General features: G+C 47.7%; 14 protein-coding genes. 10 read left to right on the forward strand and 4 right to left on the reverse strand.

Going from position 1 to position 18809, the window contains the following annotated elements:
- Nucleotides 1-35 precede the first annotated feature (35 nt).
- The 8 genes from DES40_RS01085 (at nt 36) to DES40_RS01120 (ending at nt 8243) form a co-directional block, all read left to right on the forward strand.
- Entirely contained in the window at nt 36-956 is a 921-nt protein-coding gene (locus tag DES40_RS01085) for a DnaJ C-terminal domain-containing protein (RefSeq protein ID WP_121098732.1), read from the forward strand.
- Nucleotides 957-1018: 62 nt separating this feature from the next.
- On the forward strand, nt 1019-1363 hold the full coding sequence (locus DES40_RS01090; protein ID WP_121098733.1) for a PepSY domain-containing protein: 345 nt from the start codon (nt 1019-1021) through the stop codon (nt 1361-1363).
- Nucleotides 1364-1444: 81 nt separating this feature from the next.
- Nucleotides 1445-2128 carry a response regulator transcription factor gene (locus DES40_RS01095; RefSeq protein ID WP_121098734.1) on the forward strand — a complete coding sequence of 228 codons (684 nt, stop codon included), beginning with the start codon at nt 1445-1447 and terminating at the stop codon, nt 2126-2128.
- Nucleotides 2129-2142: 14 nt separating this feature from the next.
- Nucleotides 2143-3576: a sensor histidine kinase gene (locus DES40_RS01100; protein ID WP_147405810.1), complete on the forward strand. Its 1434-nt coding sequence runs from the start codon at nt 2143-2145 to the stop codon at nt 3574-3576.
- Between the two features lie 33 nt (nt 3577-3609).
- On the forward strand, nt 3610-4248 hold the full coding sequence (locus DES40_RS01105; RefSeq protein ID WP_121098736.1) for a DUF938 domain-containing protein: 639 nt from the start codon (nt 3610-3612) through the stop codon (nt 4246-4248).
- A 108-nt stretch (nt 4249-4356) separates the two neighbouring features.
- Nucleotides 4357-5904, forward strand: coding sequence for a trypsin-like peptidase domain-containing protein (locus DES40_RS01110; RefSeq protein WP_147405812.1), 1548 nt, complete (start codon nt 4357-4359; stop codon nt 5902-5904).
- 62 nt (nt 5905-5966) lie between these two features.
- Nucleotides 5967-6638: a response regulator transcription factor gene (locus DES40_RS01115; protein ID WP_121100312.1), complete on the forward strand. Its 672-nt coding sequence runs from the start codon at nt 5967-5969 to the stop codon at nt 6636-6638.
- A gap of 51 nt (nt 6639-6689) precedes the next feature.
- Nucleotides 6690-8243, forward strand: a complete 1554-nt coding sequence (locus DES40_RS01120; protein WP_121098738.1) for a sensor histidine kinase — start codon at nt 6690-6692, stop codon at nt 8241-8243.
- Between the two features lie 105 nt (nt 8244-8348).
- On the opposite strand, the gene DES40_RS01125 is transcribed toward DES40_RS01120, so the two are convergent.
- The 3 genes from DES40_RS01125 to pepN form a co-directional block, all read right to left on the reverse strand.
- Nucleotides 8349-11588: a PAS domain-containing sensor histidine kinase gene (locus tag DES40_RS01125; RefSeq protein WP_170144827.1), complete on the reverse strand. Its 3240-nt coding sequence runs from the start codon at nt 11586-11588 to the stop codon at nt 8349-8351.
- 120 nt (nt 11589-11708) lie between these two features.
- Nucleotides 11709-12470 (reverse strand): EAL domain-containing protein, encoded by a 762-nt coding sequence (locus tag DES40_RS01135; protein ID WP_121098741.1) that lies wholly within the window; start codon nt 12468-12470, stop codon nt 11709-11711.
- A gap of 122 nt (nt 12471-12592) precedes the next feature.
- The gene (gene pepN / locus DES40_RS01140; RefSeq protein WP_121098742.1) at nt 12593-15220 is read right to left on the reverse strand and encodes an aminopeptidase N; all 2628 of its coding nucleotides are present in this window, start codon (nt 15218-15220) and stop codon (nt 12593-12595) included.
- Between the two features lie 494 nt (nt 15221-15714).
- Here pepN and typA point away from each other — a divergent pair, with 494 nt between their 5' ends.
- Complete coding sequence (typA, locus tag DES40_RS01145) at nt 15715-17574, forward strand: translational GTPase TypA (protein WP_121098743.1); 1860 nt, start codon at nt 15715-15717, stop codon at nt 17572-17574.
- Nucleotides 17575-17744: 170 nt separating this feature from the next.
- Here typA and DES40_RS01150 read toward each other — a convergent pair whose 3' ends face one another.
- Nucleotides 17745-18146 (reverse strand): hypothetical protein, encoded by a 402-nt coding sequence (locus tag DES40_RS01150; RefSeq protein WP_121098744.1) that lies wholly within the window; start codon nt 18144-18146, stop codon nt 17745-17747.
- Between the two features lie 155 nt (nt 18147-18301).
- On the opposite strand from DES40_RS01150, the gene DES40_RS01155 reads away from it, so the two are divergent.
- Entirely contained in the window at nt 18302-18799 is a 498-nt protein-coding gene (locus tag DES40_RS01155; protein WP_147405818.1) for a CC0125/CC1285 family lipoprotein, read from the forward strand.
- Nucleotides 18800-18809 lie beyond the last annotated feature (10 nt).

Raw genomic sequence — 18809 nt, forward strand, 5'->3', positions numbered from 1 at the left:
ATTGAAACCGCGGTTATTCCACTTACATTCCTATCATGGCAAAGAACCCTTATACATTACTGGGCGTGAAGGCTGGCGCGACGAAGGACGAAATTAAAAAAGCTTATCGTACGCTTGCCAAGAAACTTCACCCCGACGTCAATAAAAACGACCCCAAAGTGGCGGAACGCTTCAAAGAAGTCACGGCGGCCTATAGTTTGCTTTCGGATGATAAAATGCGCGCTCAATATGACAGCGGGCAAGTCGATGCATCTGGGCAGCAACAAAACCCTTTTGCAGGGGGGAACCCCTATGGTGGGCGTGGCCCGCAAACAGGTTTTGGCGGCTTTGGTGGATTTAATCGCGGCTCTGCGGGTGGGCAGGACGATATGGCCGATTTGTTTTCCTCGCTTTTCGGTATGAATATGGGCGGTATGCGCGGCGGTATGGATCGTCCGCCGATGAACGCGCAAAAAGGCGCAGATGTGCGATATAAAATGCAGCTACCCTTGGTGACGGCTCTGAAAGGCGGGACTAAGTCTTTGCAAGGCGGGCTGAATGTCAAATTACCTGCGGGTGTGAAGGATGGTCAGACTTTACGCCTTCGCGGCAAAGGGCGCCCAGGTGTCAATGGCGGCCCAGCTGGCGATGCAAAAATAGAAATTACGATTAAGCCGCATAAATATCTGCGGCGAGAGGAGGACGACCTCTTTTTGAACCTGCCTATTACGTTATCTGAGGCGGCCAAAGGTGCCAAAGTTGACATTCCGATGCCGGCGGGGACAGTAAAACTGAACATCCCTGAAGGTACAAATTCAGGGAAACGGTTCCGTTTGACAGGGAAAGGCGTCAATGGCGGTGATTTATACGTCACTATTCAAATAAAACTTTCGGATACAGAGCTGTCAGCTCTGCCGAGTTTGGCGAAAAACTGGCCAGACATGGGAGAGCATGATATACGCCGAGGACTACTGTAACCACACCCAATCTGAACTCTCTATTCAGGGACTATTCAGGGTTACTTTGTTAGACGGGGCAGATGATGAGAATAATCTCTATACGAACGGGCGTAATGGCTCTGTTTTTCTCACTCTTTCTGAGTGCAGGCTCGGCTATGGCCGCAACACATATTGATATTTCTCCAAAGAGTATCTCTATTGAAATGCCATATAAAACAGACAGTTATGCACTGACACCCACGCAAAAATTTGCACAAAAGCAAATTTCACCAGCCAAGGCAAAATCGATTGCTCTGTCACGTGTACGCGGCGGTGAATATGTGGACCTGCGCAAAACAGGTAATTTTTACATTGTGCGTGTTCGTACACGGGACGGACGTATCGTTGATATTAAGATTGACGCGACGACTGGACGTGTGAAGTAAGACAAGTAAATTCACGTGTGAATCACGCTCACGCCTTAAACGATAACGAAACCGATACATCCACCAAAATGAAGGATTTTCATGCGTATTTTGATTGTAGAAGATGATCCTGATCTATCCCGCCAGTTACGCGCGGCACTAAAAGATATCGGTTATGCAGTCGATGTAGCCGAAGATGGCGAAGAAGGGCACTTCCTTGGCGATACAGAGCCTTATGATGCTGTTATCTTGGATCTGGGTCTGCCATTGATTGATGGTGTATCCGTTTTGCAAAAATGGCGCTCTGACGGTAAGAAATTCCCTGTCATGATTTTGACGGCACGTGACCAATGGAGTGAAAAAGTTGCAGGTTTTGATGCTGGCGCTGATGATTACCTGACGAAACCCTTCCATACCGAGGAATTATTGGCAAGATTGCGCGCACTTCTGCGTCGCGCCTCTGGCCATACGACAGACACAATCGATCTGGGGGAGTTATCCGTAGATAATCGTTCAGCACGAGCCTTTGTGAACGGCATGGCGATTAAATTGACCAGCCATGAATTTCGTCTCTTGTCGTATATGGCTGCCCATCAAGGCCGCGTAATTTCGCGGACTGAATTGGTCGAGCATATTTATGAACAAGATTATGATCGAGACTCCAATACGATTGAAGTTTTTGTGGGACGTCTGCGCCGAAAAATCGGCACAAACCGTATCGAGACGGTGCGCGGTCTGGGCTATCGTTTGATTGACCCAGATGCGGATGAACCTGGCGAAAAATAATCGAGAAGACCGACGTGTCACCACTTACGGCTCCCCCAGCAAAGACCGCACATCAAACGCGGTCTCTTGTCGTTTCTTTGGTACGCAGTGCGGCTCTTTGGACTTTACCCCTACTTATCATTTCGGCGATTGTGCTGACATGGCTCTATCGTAACACGACATATAGGATTTTTGACGATCCGCTGGAAAGCGCGGTGACGTCTTTAATGGCTTCGGTCAATATTGATGAACATGGGGATTTGGTCTTGTCGCGCGAACCGCTTGACCCGCGTTATCAACAAGCACTTTCTGGTCGGTATTGGCTCGTAGGGCAGGAAAAAATTGAAGCGAATTACCCGCTAAAAATACTGGCATCTTCTCGCTCTCTATATGGGGGGAGTCTTGTTCTCAGTCAGGATATGCTCTCAAATTTAAACGCCAATATGGGAGAGAAAGTAAGCGGTTCGACCGCTGGACCTGATGAAGATGAGACCTTACGCGTTGTTGCGCGGCAGGTGATTTTACCGGGCTCTGAAAATCGCGTTATTGTCTTGGCTGGGGCGGATATACGTCCAGCGACGCGAGATATTCAGCGTTTCGCGATGACAGCATTTGGGTTGATGGGTTTACTCTGTCTGGGCTTGGTTCTGGCTATGTTTATGCAGGTTCGATTGGGGTTACGGCCTTTATTTTCATTACGTGATCGCGTGGTAGAAGTGAGAGAAGGTAAGGCTCCCCAAGTGGAAGGCCATTATCCGCCCGAAATTGCGCCCTTGGCTAATGAACTGAACAGTCTCATTAGTCATAATAAAGATATCGTAGAACGCGCCCGAACTCATGTCGGTAATTTGGCTCACGCCTTGAAAACCCCCATTGCGGTTTTGAAAAACGAAGCTGAGCTTGGCGAAAAAACGGCGTCTGAGCTGGTCGCAAAACAGACCGAGATTATGGCTCAACAGGTTGACCATCACTTGCGCCGCGCTCGGGCCGCTGCGCGGGGACAATCTATAGGTGTTTCGACGGATTTAGCCGAGGTCGTCGAGCCGCTTGTTCGAACGCTCCCCCGTATTTATCGAGATAAAGACTTGTTTATTGATACGGATTTGGAGGCGGGTCTTGTCTTTCGCGGCGCAAAGCGTGACCTCGAAGACATGGTTGGTAACCTTATGGATAATGCCGCTAAATGGACGCAAAGTGAGATACGGTTGACGGCCAAAACAGATAATGACCAATCTGAATTTATGCGTGTGACTATCGAAGATAATGGCGCTGGATTGACGCCTGATGAATATAAAGAAGCTGTCAAACGCGGCGCCAGACTAGACGAAGCCACGCCAGGCAGTGGGCTAGGCCTTGCTATCGTTGATGATTTGGCGCGGGCTTATAAGGGAGAATTTAAGCTGGCTCGCTCTCCGCTGGGTGGATTGCAGGCCATGTTAAAACTCCCTAAACAAGGCCCAAGCACCTAAGTATCAAAAAACCTCACACAAGAAAGATAGCATATGACGTCTCAGCCAATTGCATTGGAAGAACGAAAAATCGAAGGTTTACGCCGATTTTCTCCTTCATCTGGACGGAATAAAGCGGACATAGCGGCGCAATTAAAATCGCTCTTACCTCGCGATGCGCATGTATTGGAAATAGCCTCTGGGACAGGTGAACATGGCGTTGAAATCTGCAAGCTTAGATATGATATTTCATGGCAATATTCAGACCCCGATGCAGAGTCGCGCCTAAGCCAAGCTGATTGGCGTCAGGATAACCCTATGCAGCTTCGCCCGCCTTTACCCTTGGATATGACGGCCTTTGAATGGTGGGGTGGATTGCCAAATTATTCGGCTATTTTTTCGGCGAATATGATTCACATTGCTCCAATTGAGGCGTGTGAAGGGATAGCGATTGGCGCCGCACATCTATTAGGCGACGGCGGAAAAGTTATCCTATATGGCCCGTTTTTAGAGGGCGCAGCCTCTGCCCCTTCCAATTTAGAGTTTGATAAGAGCTTAAAGTCCAGAAATCCAGCTTGGGGCGTCAGAGAGCAAGAGATTGTTAAGCATATATTTGCAAAGGCAGGGTTTAATAACGCAACCCTGATTGCGATGCCTAAAAACAATCATATTTTTGTTTTTTCACGCGATTAGGCTGGGCAGAAGGCATTAATTTCCAAACATGACTCTCTTGTCATGTTTTGGACAGGTTCCTGATAGCCAAGTGCCGTCATTGTGACAGCCAAGTTAAGGAGTCGCCACGTGCCATTGCACTCAAGTTACATTTCTAAGAAGGCTTTATTTTGCCTCTCTGCATGTCTGGTTTCCAGCCTGACATTAGGGGCAGTGCCTTTTGTAGCGCAGGCCCAAACTCAGGTTCAAAATTCAGAGCCAGATACAATTATTCCGGCGATCAATGATCAGGCCACTTCAACACCTTTGCGTGAACAAGCCGCCAAAGCCATAGAGAACGCTGTCGGGAAAGTCAGTAGTCGTAAGTCTAATCTGATGGATATGCCGGTTTCGGCGCTGCCCTCTATCGCGGATTTAGTTGAGCGGGTAAGCCCCTCTGTGGTCAATATTGTTGTGACAACAGAAACCGGTGAAACAACATCCGAAGGGCAAGGATCGGGCTTTGTAATCTCGAACAAGAATGAAGTTGTCACGAATTACCACGTGATTGACGGCGGGACGAACATTGAAATTGAATTTAACGATGGGCGCCGTTATCCGGCGCGCATATTGGGAACAGATGAGGAAACCGATCTGGCGTTATTGCAAATCAAAACGCTTGAAGTCATTCCCCACGTTTCTTTTCAGGCGCAAAACGACCTCCGCATTGGAGATTGGGTTGTGGCGATTGGTAATCCATTTGGTATTGGCCAATCAACAAGCCTTGGCGTGATATCTGCGATTGGCCGCGAAAGGGTCGAGAGCGGGTCTTATGTGGATTACATCCAAACTGACGCCACGATTAACCGCGGAAACTCTGGTGGGCCTTTGTTTAATCTTGATGGTGAAGTGGTTGGGGTGAACTCTGCGATTTATTCACCCACGGGCGCCAGTGTCGGTATTGCATTTGTTATTCCTCATCATACAGCCGAGGATGTTGTGTCATCATTGCGCGCTTATGGCCGCGTAAGACGCGGATTTCTTGGCGCTGGTTTGCGCGATGCAGAATATTCACTTGAGGGCGAAAGTACGGCCTTTAAAGTTGGGGCCTTGGTCAATGCTATCGTTCCGAATAGCCCTGCTGCCCGTTATGGCCTGCAAGTAGATGATATCATTTTGCAAGTGAATGATGAAAAGGTTGCCAATTCGGTAGATGCGACCCGATTAATTGGTAAGCTTCGCCCTGGGGATGTCGCGCGTTTGGTTTATGAACGCGAAGAAGAACCCTATGCGATTAACGTGTCTATTGGGGAGCGTCCGGATAAGCATGGTGTTGATACAGCGCGGGCAACGAGCCAAGGTTTGCCGCCCCCACCACCCAAAGAGCCTGCCCGCCCTCCGATAAATATTGATACGGGTTTACAGGTGTTAGATATTTCATCTGAGTTCCGTTCCGCCATTAAAATGCGCTCAGATCAGGTCGGAATTTATGTTGAATCTGTCACGCCAGGCAGTGAAGCCGCTCGGGGTGGATTTAAATCAGGGATGGTTCTTCTCGAAGCCGACGGAACCCCGCTAGCCGAAACAGATGTTCTGCGAACCGTAGTTCTTAATGCTAAACTAAAAGAGAAATCCAGTATTCAAATTAAAGTCAGATTGCAAAATGGGCGCGAGACCCAGATGCGTTTGCCGCTTTAATGCCACATTTAATTGTAAACTAAACGAAAGTGAAATGTCTGGGGGGACAGTTGGAGAAAAAAATGAGATTACTAGTAGTAGAAGACGATGAAGTCGCTGCGGAATATGTCCGAAAAGGCTTAATGGAAGCTGGGCATGTGGTTGACCTCGCGCCTGACGGAGATTTGGGGTTAGAAATGGCCCGCGCTGCAGATTATGACGCGCTGATATTGGACAGAATGCTGCCTAAGCTAGATGGACTTGAGTTGTTATCTAATCTTCGTGAAGATGGCGATGCTACGCCCGTTCTTATCCTCTCTGCCCTAGGTGAAGTCGATCACAAGGTTGAAGGGCTGCGTGCAGGCGGAGATGATTACCTTGCGAAACCTTATTCCTTTACAGAGCTTTTAGCCCGCGTCGAAGCGATTGGGCGGCGATCCGACCCGAATGCCGCGGTCACAAAGTTAAAGGTAGGGGATCTCGAAATGGATCTTTTAGCCCGTACGGTTCGCCGTGCAGGACTAAAAATCCTGCTTCAACCGCGTGAATTCAGATTGCTTGAATGTCTCATGCGCAATGCTGGCCGCGTGGTGACACGCACCATGTTGCTCGAAAAAGTTTGGGATTACCACTTTGACCCCCAAACCAATGTCATTGATGTCCATATTTCTCGTTTACGCGGCAAAATTGACAAAGAGTTCGATGAGCCACTCCTTCACACTGTTCGGGGTGCGGGATATCGCTTGCAGCTCTAAGAGGCTCTCCCTAAAGCCTCATTTAAATGGGGCGAGGTATAATAAACCGTGATGGATGCTATTAAAAAATTGATGCGGAACACAATGTTCCGCCTCTCATTGCTGGGTGCGATGTTGACGATGGTCAGTGTCGCAGCGGCTCTCGGTCTTGTTTATTATTCAATGATTGAAACTGAGCTTGGCCGTGTTGAACAGGCCAATATCAACGAAATTGCAGAGTTACAAAATCTGTATGATGAAGCGGGATTAGCCCGCGTAAAGGCCGCTATGGATGCGGGGCTTGTTCCGCCCACGCTCTCTAGTGAAGCCCCTGAGTATAAACAACTTTTTGATGCGGGCGGAATTGCCGCTGTAGAACGTGCCGTAACGGTGCGCGGTGCGAGTTATGAGGCGTTATATTTTCTTCAAACACGTCGTGTCGTTCGCGGAAATATTTTGGGGCAGGGTGACCTGATAACCAGTGAAAATATTGACCAAAGCGAAGATGGAGGAAAGGGATATTCTAAAATAAACTTTCTCTATTCTGATCCGAATTCTGACTCCGAAGATTTTATCGACAGGCGCGCCAGAGGGATTGTCGGTAATCTAAGGCTCGGCGAAGACCGTGTCGCCGCGATTATTGTCGGACGCGATGTCGAGGCGATTTCTCGAACGGGTGATCGGATACGTTCGACCTTACCGCCGGCTTTGGCATTGGCGGCCATTTTGGGTCTTATCTCTTCTTGGTTTGTGTCTCGTAGTTTTGCGGCTCGAGTAGAGGCCTTTAACCGTTTGGCCACTGATGTCCGGGCAGGGAATTTGGATCGGCGCGCGCCTAGAAACCATTCTGAAGATGAGATGGATTTACTGGCCGAGCATTTGAACGACATGCTTGATCATATTGATAGGCTCATGCAGGCCATGCGGTATGCAGGGGATTCTATTGCGCATGACTTACGCTCGCCTTTAACACGGCTTAGAACCCGCCTTGAGAGTGCCGCCGTAGAATTGGGGGATACGCCTGAGGCTGATGTTTTGTTTTCTGCAGCTGAAGATGCAAGTGAGCTTCTGACCACTTTTGATGGTGTCTTACGAATTGCGCGGCTAGAGGCTGGAGAGCGGCGCGAGCTGTTACAGCCGACGGATCCAAAACCATTACTGGATGATTTGGCTGAACTATATGAGCCTGCTTGCGAAGATGCAGGCTTAGCCTTTACAGCTGATATTAGCAAAGGCACGGACATTTTAGCAGATAGAGGGCTGCTCTCTCAGGCTGTCTCTAACCTTGTGGAAAATGCGATTAAATATACGCCCAAAGGCGGCCGTATTCACCTAGAGCTTCGTAAAACGAGAAATGGTCGGGTGCTGATTTCGGTAACAGATAATGGCCCAGGCATTCCTGCCGAGGATAGAGACCGCGTAAAAGAGCGCTTCGTCCGTTTAGATAAGAGCCGCACCTTACCCGGTAGCGGTTTGGGTCTGGCACTTGTAGACGCTGTGGCTGATTTACACCGAGCTGAATTTACAATGGAAGATGGTTTTAATGACCGTGATACATTGGGATTAAAGGCAAATATCATTCTGCCTCGTCGCCGTCCGGGTGTGAAACCAGACGAGAAAAAATAAAGCCAATACAGCACGTTTTGTTTGGGGGTTACGGGGCCGAAATCGACTACGCCGTAGGAGTATACAATCCGTTATCTGGGCAGGGTTTAACGCCAAATAGCCTAATTAAGCCGCAGGTTTATTATATGGGTTAGCCGCATATTGCGGGGGCTTTGACGTCAAAGCTTGCTGCGTCATAGGCGGCGGGGCTGGATTAGGCTGAATTGCATGAGGTTGCGGCGTCATAGTGTGAGGTGAGGGCGCTTGAGGTGAAGGAGCCTGAGGGGCTGAAGCTTGAACTGGAGGCGGCCCAGAGATAGCAGCGGCAGATGACGGCATTGCCTCCACTGCGACGTGCTGTGCGGCTGACGAGTTGGTCGTTTGCGGCGTGGCTTGATGACGGTTTTGTCCAACACGGGCTTCACCAACGACCAAAACATCAGCGATATCTTGCGCTAGACGGCTGATTTCATTGCCAACTTCATTTTCGGTTGGTTCTTCAACAATAACAGGCGGTTTAGACGGCAAGGTAAAGATTACAGTTGTGCCTTCGCCGACTTCGCTTTCCATCGTGAAGTTACCGCCATGAAGCTCAACAAGAGATTTTGATAGAGCGAGCCCCAATCCAGTCCCTTCATAGTTACGCGAGTGTTGGCTATCAATTTGTTCGAAGGGTTGCGCCAAGCGTTCAATATCTTCTTTGGAAATCCCAATGCCCGTATCAGTGACACGGACAATCAGACCTGCGGATTTAGGTTCTACAGATACGGTAACAGTGCCGCCCTCTGGCGTGAATTTGATTGCGTTAGTTATAAGGTTCAGCAAGACTTGCTTTACAGCGCGTGGGTCCGCTTCGACTTCATTGGTTTCAACTTCGTCAAAGATAAGCTTAAGGCGATTATCTTCTGCGCGGCCTCTTACGATACGGACGACTTGCGCAATCATATCATTGATTTGCAGCATTTCTGTATTGAGCGTCATCTTACCAGCTTCAATTTTAGACATGTCCAAAATATCATTGATAAGGCTTAGTAGATGCTGACCAGAGAATAATATATCGCTGACATATTCTTTGTAGCGGGGATCTCCGAGCGGGCCAAACAGCTCTTTTTTCATGATGTCAGAGAAGCCATTGATCGCATTCAATGGCGTCCGTAATTCGTGACTCATATTTGCGAGGAATTCTGACTTAGACTGACTGGCTTCCTCAGCGCGAATTTTTTCTTGTTCGTAATTTTCAGCAAGCTCTACAATGCGCACTTGGGATTCACGTAAAACGCTGATTGTTTTTTCCAATGCGTCTTGGTTCACTTGTAACTCGTTTTCGCGCATCCGAATAGCCGTGACCTCGGTGCCAATACTTACACAGCCGCCATCGGCTGTTCGTGACTCCGAATACCGAATCCAGCGGCCATCATTGAGTTGAATCTCGTCGCCTTCAGGTTGGTTATTGACATTAGCGATGGATTTTCCGCCATGGAAGTCCACCGTAGCGCGATCTATTCCGACCTTTAAATCTCCGGCTTTGAAGCCAAAAAAGTCTTCGAACCTCTGGTTCCATAGAACAAGACGATCCATTTGGTCCCAGATAACAAAACTATCTGTCATGGATTTCAGTGCATCAAATAAGCGCGCCTCGGCCGCTTGTAACCGCGCTTGCGCGCCGCGCATTTCAGTCACGTTCAAGGCCATGCCGATAATGATTTTAGCATTATCGCCGCCTCGAACTGAGGGGCGTCCGCGACAGGCTAAGTAAATCGGTAAGTGGGCAACACCGAGTTCAATATCAAATTCACCGCTGATGTGACTTCTGCGAATGGCTGCAAAAAGCTTCTCTCGGTCAACTGGAGAAAACAGACCCAAAAATTGAGCCATAGGTAATTCGGTGTGCACTTCTGGCAAGTTGAATATTTTCGCTAGAGAAGGGCTTAAATAAGCTGTGTTCTTTGCGAGGTCTATTTCCCATATACCACCGCGAGACCCGTCCACGGCCGCCTCATAGCGCTGACGGGAAATTTCGTCATGAGTTTGTTGGGCTTTCAGGGTTGAGAACTGCTTCATTAACTGGCTGAATAACATCCAGATTAACCAGCTCATGCCTAAGAGTAATAAACCAAATAAGGTAAGGCTCTCTTTCAAGGCCGGAGCCATGCCGCGCTCATTTAAACTAATGACGGATAAATAGGATTTCGGTACGCGCGCAGTTCCAAGCCAAAATTTGTCATTGGCAATGGATGCGGCTTCGATAACAGGTGTGTCGGATTTTGTAAGAGTGACAAGCTTTTGCGGCGATAAATTATAAGCCGTTAAAGCGTCTGGAGATTGAATATTCGCGCCGCTATCGATAACGCGGCCTCCATCCATGATAAGCGCAGCATTATTCGACTCTGACCCTAGCAAGCTGCCGCGTGATAAAGCGGCCACGAGGAAGAACTGTTCACGGCGCCTTATGATAAGAGGGAAAACACGGCCATCTTCGGCGACAGCAGAATTGATTTGCACATCCCCTTTGGGAAAGTTTTGGGGGTCAATTTTTGTAATCATATCGCCTAAGGCGCCTGATTGACTTAAAACTCTGCCGTCTTTGTTAAGCAACGCCACACCCTGAATGTTTTCGGTTTGGGCGATTGATTCTGTGATGACTTGTGGCGATTGGGCGCTAAATAAATAGCGATCAATAATCGCGATTTGGTCATCTATGTGATGAGAGGCATCATCTGCCATGGATTGCAAGGTTTGGCTGAAATGGAGCTGTGTTTCCGCTTTGTATTTCCGGTTATCATTATAAAATTTGGTCGCTGCCAAAATTGTAAATAAGATAAAAAACGCTGAAACAGAATAAGCTAGTTTCTTTAGGCCTGAGCTTCCGCCGACTGTGTCAGAAATTTTATCAAAACGCGAAACTCTACGGCTTTTTTTTATGGGTGTAATTGGCTCGGTTGAAGGTGTCGCTTTGTTTCCAAATTGACCGGGTCGAGAAATTGTTTCTTGCGAAGTCGTTGCGCTATTTTGCTGAGGGCGCTGAAATTGGTTTTGCGCTTGCGCATAGGGGGGGCGAATTTGACCCTGGGCAGCCTGAGCCTGAGCCTGAGCCTGAGCCTGAGCCTGAGCCTGAGCCTGAGCTTGAGGCTGAGCCTGATGAAGTTGTGATGCACTATTTTGCGGCACGTTTTGCGCTTGGGTATATGGATGGGGTTGCCCTTGAAAATGTGGGCGGGGTTGTTGCTGAACGTGATGCTGGCTCTGAGCATAGGTTTGCGCTTGCGATTGGGCCTGTCCCTGTCCCTGCATTTGAGGCGCGTGATTATATCCCCCTTGGTCAGAGGTAGGGTAGGTTTCTGGATGTCTTCCCTGTTGTGACGGCACGTCAATCCCCCGAATCATCTCCAAAAGGTTAGAGACATGATTGATTCAAGTCGAACAAAACGTCGTTAATAAATCATTTATTTTGCTTAAAAACCCATGAAATTACGCGGATTTATCTGGTTATATTCGTGTTTCGATTTCTGGTCGTCCAATCGCATAGCCTTGGGCGGCGTCAAATCCGAGTTTTAATACGAAATCTTTGATCTCATCGGTTTCAACGCCTTCAGCGATAAATCGCACATCCAGAGACTCACGTAGAGATAAAAGAGCTTTCAAAATGGCACGGTCGCGCATGGAATTCAGGCTTGCCGCCACAAAGCCGCCGTCAATCTTTAACCAATTTGCCGGCAGGGCGCGTAAATACCGAATAGAAGCGGCGCCGGCTCCAACATCATCAAGGCAGACTGGATGCCCTTTGGCCTTTAACTCTGTCAGTAAAGTTTCGGCAAAGGCCAAATTCTCCATGTCCCAACTTTCAGTAAGCTCCATAACGAGCTTAGTTGGAGAGGCCTCCAAAGCCGTGAGGCAGGCCATAACTGATTTTCTGAAATTGGCTTTGTCGACAGAGGCCCCTGACAAATTGATAGCAATGCCAGTATCTTGGGGGTTGTCGTTAAGAACTAAAATCGCTTGCGCCAGCATAGACAAATCTAAATCCCGGATAACGCCGCTTATTTCAGAAGAACGAATGATGCCTTCAAGATGTTTGTCATGATCAAAACGCACCAGCCATTCATGATGATGAATTCGTCCGCTGGCCAAATCTACGATAGGTTGGCGCATGACTTTGAAACGCTGTTCAGAGACATGCTCCCGAAAGCCTTGAATGGTACGAAGCTCTGAAATCTTTGAACCATCGGATATGCTTGAAATATTAGTCACGCCGCAATCTAACTCAAAGCCCCTAAGACAGTCTTACTAAAATACAAAATAATCGTCTTGAGAGTTTGGCTATATTTTCATCATAAATGCCTGTTTCCTTACATTTGTACTCTCTGAGTGTTTTATTCTCCGAGAGTCTTGTTCGCGATTTCCATAACATTCTTTGAAGGGGCAGCGCCTATGACATGTCGCAATTGCGCTTTAATCAAACCTTGCCGTTTGGCGTCGAGTTTCCGCCAAACTTCATAGGCTCCTAATAGGCGTGCAGCCACTTGCGGGTTACGGCTATCCATATCGAGGACTTGCTGAGTGAAAAACGCATATCCACTACCATCTACAGCATGGAACATATGTGGATTGGCCATGGCAAAAGATCCAATAAGAGAACGTACGCGGTTAGGGTTGCGCGGATCATAGGCAGAATGATTGACGAGCGCTTCAATGGCTTCAATGCCTGAATCATGTTTACGCATGCCTTGGACGGAAAACCATTTATCGATGACAAGTGGGTTGTTTTTCCATTTCTCGAAAAATTCTGTCATTGATGTTTCGACTCTTTTCCCGCCCAGCTTAGTGAGGGTCATCAGGGCCGCGAGTTCGTCGGTCATATTCGTGGCGGTGCCAAGTTGCTCTATGGCCAATCCTGCAACGACAGGGTCTTGCCGCGAAGCCAGTAGAGAGAGGCAGCGATTGCGCAAAGCTCGGCGTCCAGCAGAATGCGCATCAGGACTGAACGTCCCTTCATCTGAAAGGGCGTGATAGAGATTTAATAAGTCTTCATGCAGTGTATCTCCGATTGCGCGAGATAACCATTCGCCTGCAAGTGATACCGCAATAGGGTCAGATGTTTCAGAGGCTTGAATGATTTCTGTTGCGGCGGGCGGAGTAAGCGCTAGGGCTTTGAAACTACTGTTGAAATTGACGTCGTCGAGTGTCTTCCCTAGGGCCTGACAATAACCACGAAGAGCCTTGTTGACCTTAGGCATTTGGCCGCTTTCAATCGCTTTTGCTTGCGTGCCAATAAGCTCACGAGCCAGTGTTTGCCCCGCTTCCCATCGCTTAAAAGCATTTGGGTCTTGTCCCATAAGGCGCAAATGGTCTTTGGATGTTTGCCGCGTTTTCAATATGACAGGCGCACTAAAGTCTTGCAAAATCGAGAGCGAGAAGTCTTCGCCCATATCTGGCAAAGACACAGCATTTTCCTTTGATTTCAATAGGGTAAGCTGAGGCTCTGTAATCGGGCCGGTATCCCCAATAGCTTGCCAACGAATAGGGATGATGACCGGTTGTTTATCGGCTTGCCCTGAAGCGGGTGAGAATTTCTGAGTAAAGGTTATCTTTGTCAATGATACCGGCATGTTAACCGGACTTTCTACCTCAACCGAGAGTTCTGGCGTACCCGCTTGCTCATACCACCGCATAAATTGCGAGAGGTCTCTACCCGTTGCAATTTCAAAGCTCTCAAGGAATTGCTCAACCGTTGCTGCCGTGCCGTCAAGACGTTCGAAATAAACGTCACTGCCTTTTCGGAAATCGTCTTCGCCAAGCATGGTTTTGAGCATGCGAATAAGCTCAGCGCCTTTTTCGTAAATTGTCGCTGTATAAAAATTGTCAATTTTCATATATTCAGAAGGCCGAACAGGGTGTGATAGAGGGCCTGCATCTTCGGCGAATTGACGCATTCGGAGCGCCTTAACATCTTTAATTCGCTGCACAGCGCGGTCACGCTGGTCGGCTGAAAATTCTTGATCTCGGAAGACTGTAAAACCTTCTTTGAGGCAGAGTTGGAACCAATCACGGCAAGTAATGCGGTTGCCAGTCCAATTGTGGAAATACTCATGTGCGACCACAGATTCAATGCGCTCAAAATTCATATCTGTCGCTGTGGCGGCATCCGCCAAAAGAAGGGAGGAATTGAAAATATTTAGACCTTTATTTTCCATTGCTCCGAAATTGAAATCGCGAACAGCGACAATCATGAAGCGGTCTAAGTCATATTCTCGGCCAAAAACCTCTTCATCCCACTTCATAGACCGCTTTAGGCTATCCATGGCATATTCTGCGCGAGAGGCGTCACCCGGGTCGACATAAATTGTCAGCGGGATGTCACGGCCCGTCATTGTTGTGAAACTATCTTCTAGAATGTCAAACTCACCCGCGACAAGGGCGAAAAGATAGGCAGGTTTAGGGAAGGGGTCTTCCCAAATAGCGTAATGGCGCTGACCTCCGTCTAGGGCACCAGATTCGACCATATTCCCATTGGCCAATAAATAAGGATAGTCTTTCAAATCGGCCTGCAGGCGAACACGGAACACAGACAAGACATCGGGCCGATCCGGGTAATAGGTTATGCGGCGGAAACCTTCCGCTTCACATTGTGTACAAAACCGTCCGCCAGAAACGTATAGACCCATAAGTGTTGAATTTTCGGATGGGTTACAGACCGTTTCGATTTCGATTAAAGAGCGTTCTGGCAAATCCTTTAATATCAATTGTGTTTGAGTAAGTGAGTAATCACTTCGTTTTAAAGTTTTGCCATCAAGGCTAACGGATTTCAGAGTGATGTCTTCGCCATCAAGCACGAGCGGGCCCGGTGCGAGCCGCGTTACGGTCAGTTGACTACGTATTGTCGTCTCTTTGGGGTTTAGATCGAAATCTAGTGAGACAGCCTCAATATTGAAATTCGGCGGAGTGTAGTCGGCAAGGCGGGTTGGGGTCTGTTTTTGCTTTGGGGCTGTATCAGTTTTCATCGAAGTCTTTCATCAAGCCATCACATTAGTGTTTCTGTTGATGTGGCAAGTGAAGGGAGGAGATGCAAGCGTGCGCAGGTGTTTTTGTTAGTGGGGATGTGGCACGCTCTGTAAATTACATATGCCATGGCCGAAATTTGGCTGTGCGTTGATTTGCTCTTGATAAATTTCGTTTGAATTCTCTTTGAAACGGAGCATCTCATAGAAATAAAAGGAAAAGTGGCCATCATTACGGGGGCAAGTAGCGGCATTGGACAAGTAGTGGGATAGGATATGTGACCATTCCCGCTAAACTTTAGTCTGACAGCTATATCAAATGTGATTGAGACAAGCGATTGGGGGGCATCATTTAAGCAATGGTGTATAATTAGACTGCCAAAAGGCCTAATTTTTACCCCTGCGGTCATTCTAAAAGCTATCCCCTGAAATCCCTACTAGACTTTGACCCTTATTCGGGTATGGAGCGCCCAAATATTGAATAAGTGGCTCTATATATGTCTGACTCGATTAAACACCTGCGCAACGTCGCGATTGTGGCTCACGTTGACCACGGAAAAACGACCTTGGTTGATAAACTTCTTCGTCAATCAGGGACATTGGAAGAGCGCGGCGAAGCCGCAGAACGGGTCATGGACTCAAACGATATCGAAAAAGAACGCGGTATCACAATTTTGGCAAAGAACACGGCCATCCGCTGGACGGACCCTTCTGGACAAGAATGGCGCATTAACATTGTCGACACACCGGGACATGCGGACTTTGGTGGAGAGGTCGAACGTGTTTTGTCTATGGTTGATTCCGTTGTATTGCTTGTTGATGCGGCAGAAGGTCCAATGCCGCAAACATCCTTTGTTACGAAAAAAGCACTCGGACATGGGTTAAAACCAATCGTCGTGGTCAACAAAGTTGACCGGACTGGTGCACGCCCTGATTGGGCTGTTGATCAAACATTTGATTTATTCGACCGCCTCGGCGCAACGGATGAGCAAATGGATTTCCCTGTTGTATATGCCTCAGCGTTAAATGGCTGGGCGTCTGACACAGTCGATACTGTTGGCGAAGATATGACGCCATTATTCGAAGCCATCGTCAAAAATGTACCTGTTCCTGATGTGGACCCTGATGGTCCGCTACAGCTCCAAGTTTCTGCACTTGATTACAATAGCTATGTTGGTGTTATCGGCATTGGCCGTGTTGTTCGGGGTACAATTAAAAAGAACCAACAGGTCATTGTGGCGACACCCGATGGAAAAGAACGAAAAGCCAAAGTCTTATTGCTTTATGGGTTTATGGGGCTTGATCGCGTTGAGACGGATGCTGTTTCAGCTGGGGATATTTGTTGTTTTACCGGGATTGATAATCTTGGCATTTCAGACATGATTTGTGACCCTGATAAGGTCGAATTGTTACCAGCTCTCACCGTAGATGAACCGACAATTTCGATGACGTTCCAAGTGAACGACTCGCCTTTTGCAGGCCGTGAAGGTAAATATGTAACCTCGCGTAATATTAATGACCGTCTCCAGAAAGAGCTCATTCACAATGTGGCGCTTCGCGTGGAGCAATTAGAAGAAGCTGATAAATTCCGTGTTTCTGGCCGTGGTGAATTGCATCTCTCTATTCTTATCGAAAACATGCGCAGAGAGGGATATGAACTCGCGATTTCGCGCCCTCAAGTTATAAATAAGGAAATTGATGGCGTCATGTGCGAACCGTGGGAAAATCTTACGGTTGATGTGGAATCTGATCACCAAGGATCCATTATGGAAAAGCTTGGTGAGCGTAAAGGTAATTTGCAAGACATGGTCCCCGATGGGCAGGGTCGTGTGCGTTTAGATTATCAAATCCCGACGCGCGGTTTAATCGGCTTCCGTTCTGAATTCCTAACTCTCACATCGGGTACAGGACTGCTTTATCATAACTTTGACGCCTATAAGCCACGTACCAAGTCAACGATTGGCGGTCGTCCGAAGGGCGTTTTGGTCTCTAACGGCGCCGGTAAGGCTGCTGGCTTTGCCCTTTGGAACCTACAGGCCCGCGGTACAATGTTCATCGGTCACGCTGTCGAAGTTTATGAAGGAATGATTATCGGTATTAATGCCCGCGATAATGATTTGGTTGTAAACGTCTTGAAGGGAAAACAGCTAACCAATGTTCGGGCCTCAGGAACTGACGAAGCCGTTGTTCTTACGCCGCCGATTCCTGTGACGCTTGAATATGCTCTTGAATTTATCAATGATGATGAATTGGTCGAAGTAACGCCAGAGAATATCCGTATCCGAAAGCGCTATTTGCTAGAACATGAGCGCAAGAAAGAAAGTCGCCGCCGCGACGCGATGGAAGCGAATTCGTAAAATAAGAGGGCAGGGTAAGAAATTACTCTGCCTTTAATTTTTGAAAAAGCGTAGAATTTAGCGCCATGTCAAATTGAGCGCCTTTTGCGGTTTCTGACGCCATGCAATGTATGTTTGATAGCGGAGCTTATGTCACTCGATAGCTAATCTCTAGCTTGCGACGTGTGAATTTATTTCTTTGTTACTTTGATAGGGGGGCGTTGAAAGCCCCAAATGTTCGCGGCGGAGCGAATTAATTCACTCTCATCAATATGAAATTCTTTGTCACTGACCGAGATAGCCACCATCGCGTCAAAAACATTTTCAATTTCAATGTCTTCTTTGAAACGGGTTAATACGCGTAAGATATAGGTGTTTTTGCGAGAGCTTGATAACTTCTTTTTCATCTCGTCGGCATGCTCAAAATACCAATTTTTCAAGTCTTTAGGCTTTAGCCCTTTAATGCCAAATAGCTCTGCTAACCCCAAGCCCTGCTCAATAAAAGACCACATTTCAGGGTCTGGAACTTTCTCATCGATGATAACGGTAATCGCCAATGGGGTCAGAATATCGTCTAATGTTAACTTAGGCATTTTCATGTCTCTTTTACGCGTATTCTGCCCAATACACGTCTTCATTCTCCATCTGTAAACATTAATGTCACAGTCAGCTTAGATTTGCTATGCTTTTTAAACTATCTGCAAAGATGCGCAAATTTATTGTCAAAAGATTGGCTTCGGAGATTGAAATGAAGAAACTTTTTATATCTGGCCTAATGGCCCTTTCGCTTGCCGCTTGTGCGACGGGGCCTTCTGCATATGGACCAGCTTCAGCCTCTGGAGAGTTAGGGTTTGAGACAACTAAAATTGAGAATGATCGCTTTCGGATTAATTATATTGGCCGATCCGATGTAGAAGCACAGGATTATGCGTTATTGCGAGCCGCAGAAATTACTCAGGCTGAGGGTTACTCTCATTTTCGAGTACTTGGTGGGCATACATCAGATATGACACGAAGAGGTTCAGGTGTTTCCTCAAGCGTAGGCGTCAGTAGTGGTCGTGGGTATTATGGTCGCGGAACTTCTGTTGGGGTCGGTATTAGTTTGAATGATTTAGGGCGTAGCCTGAGCGGCAACAAAGTTGAGCATAATATTGAAATACGCTTGCTAAAATCAGGGTCCAATGATGCGAATGTATATAGCGCGTCGGGTGTGATAAATAACATCAAACCAGAGCTGTTTAAATAAGTGCCTAAGG

It is taken from the genome of Litorimonas taeanensis (genome assembly GCF_003634015.1).
GTDB lineage: Bacteria > Pseudomonadota > Alphaproteobacteria > Caulobacterales > Maricaulaceae > Litorimonas > Litorimonas taeanensis.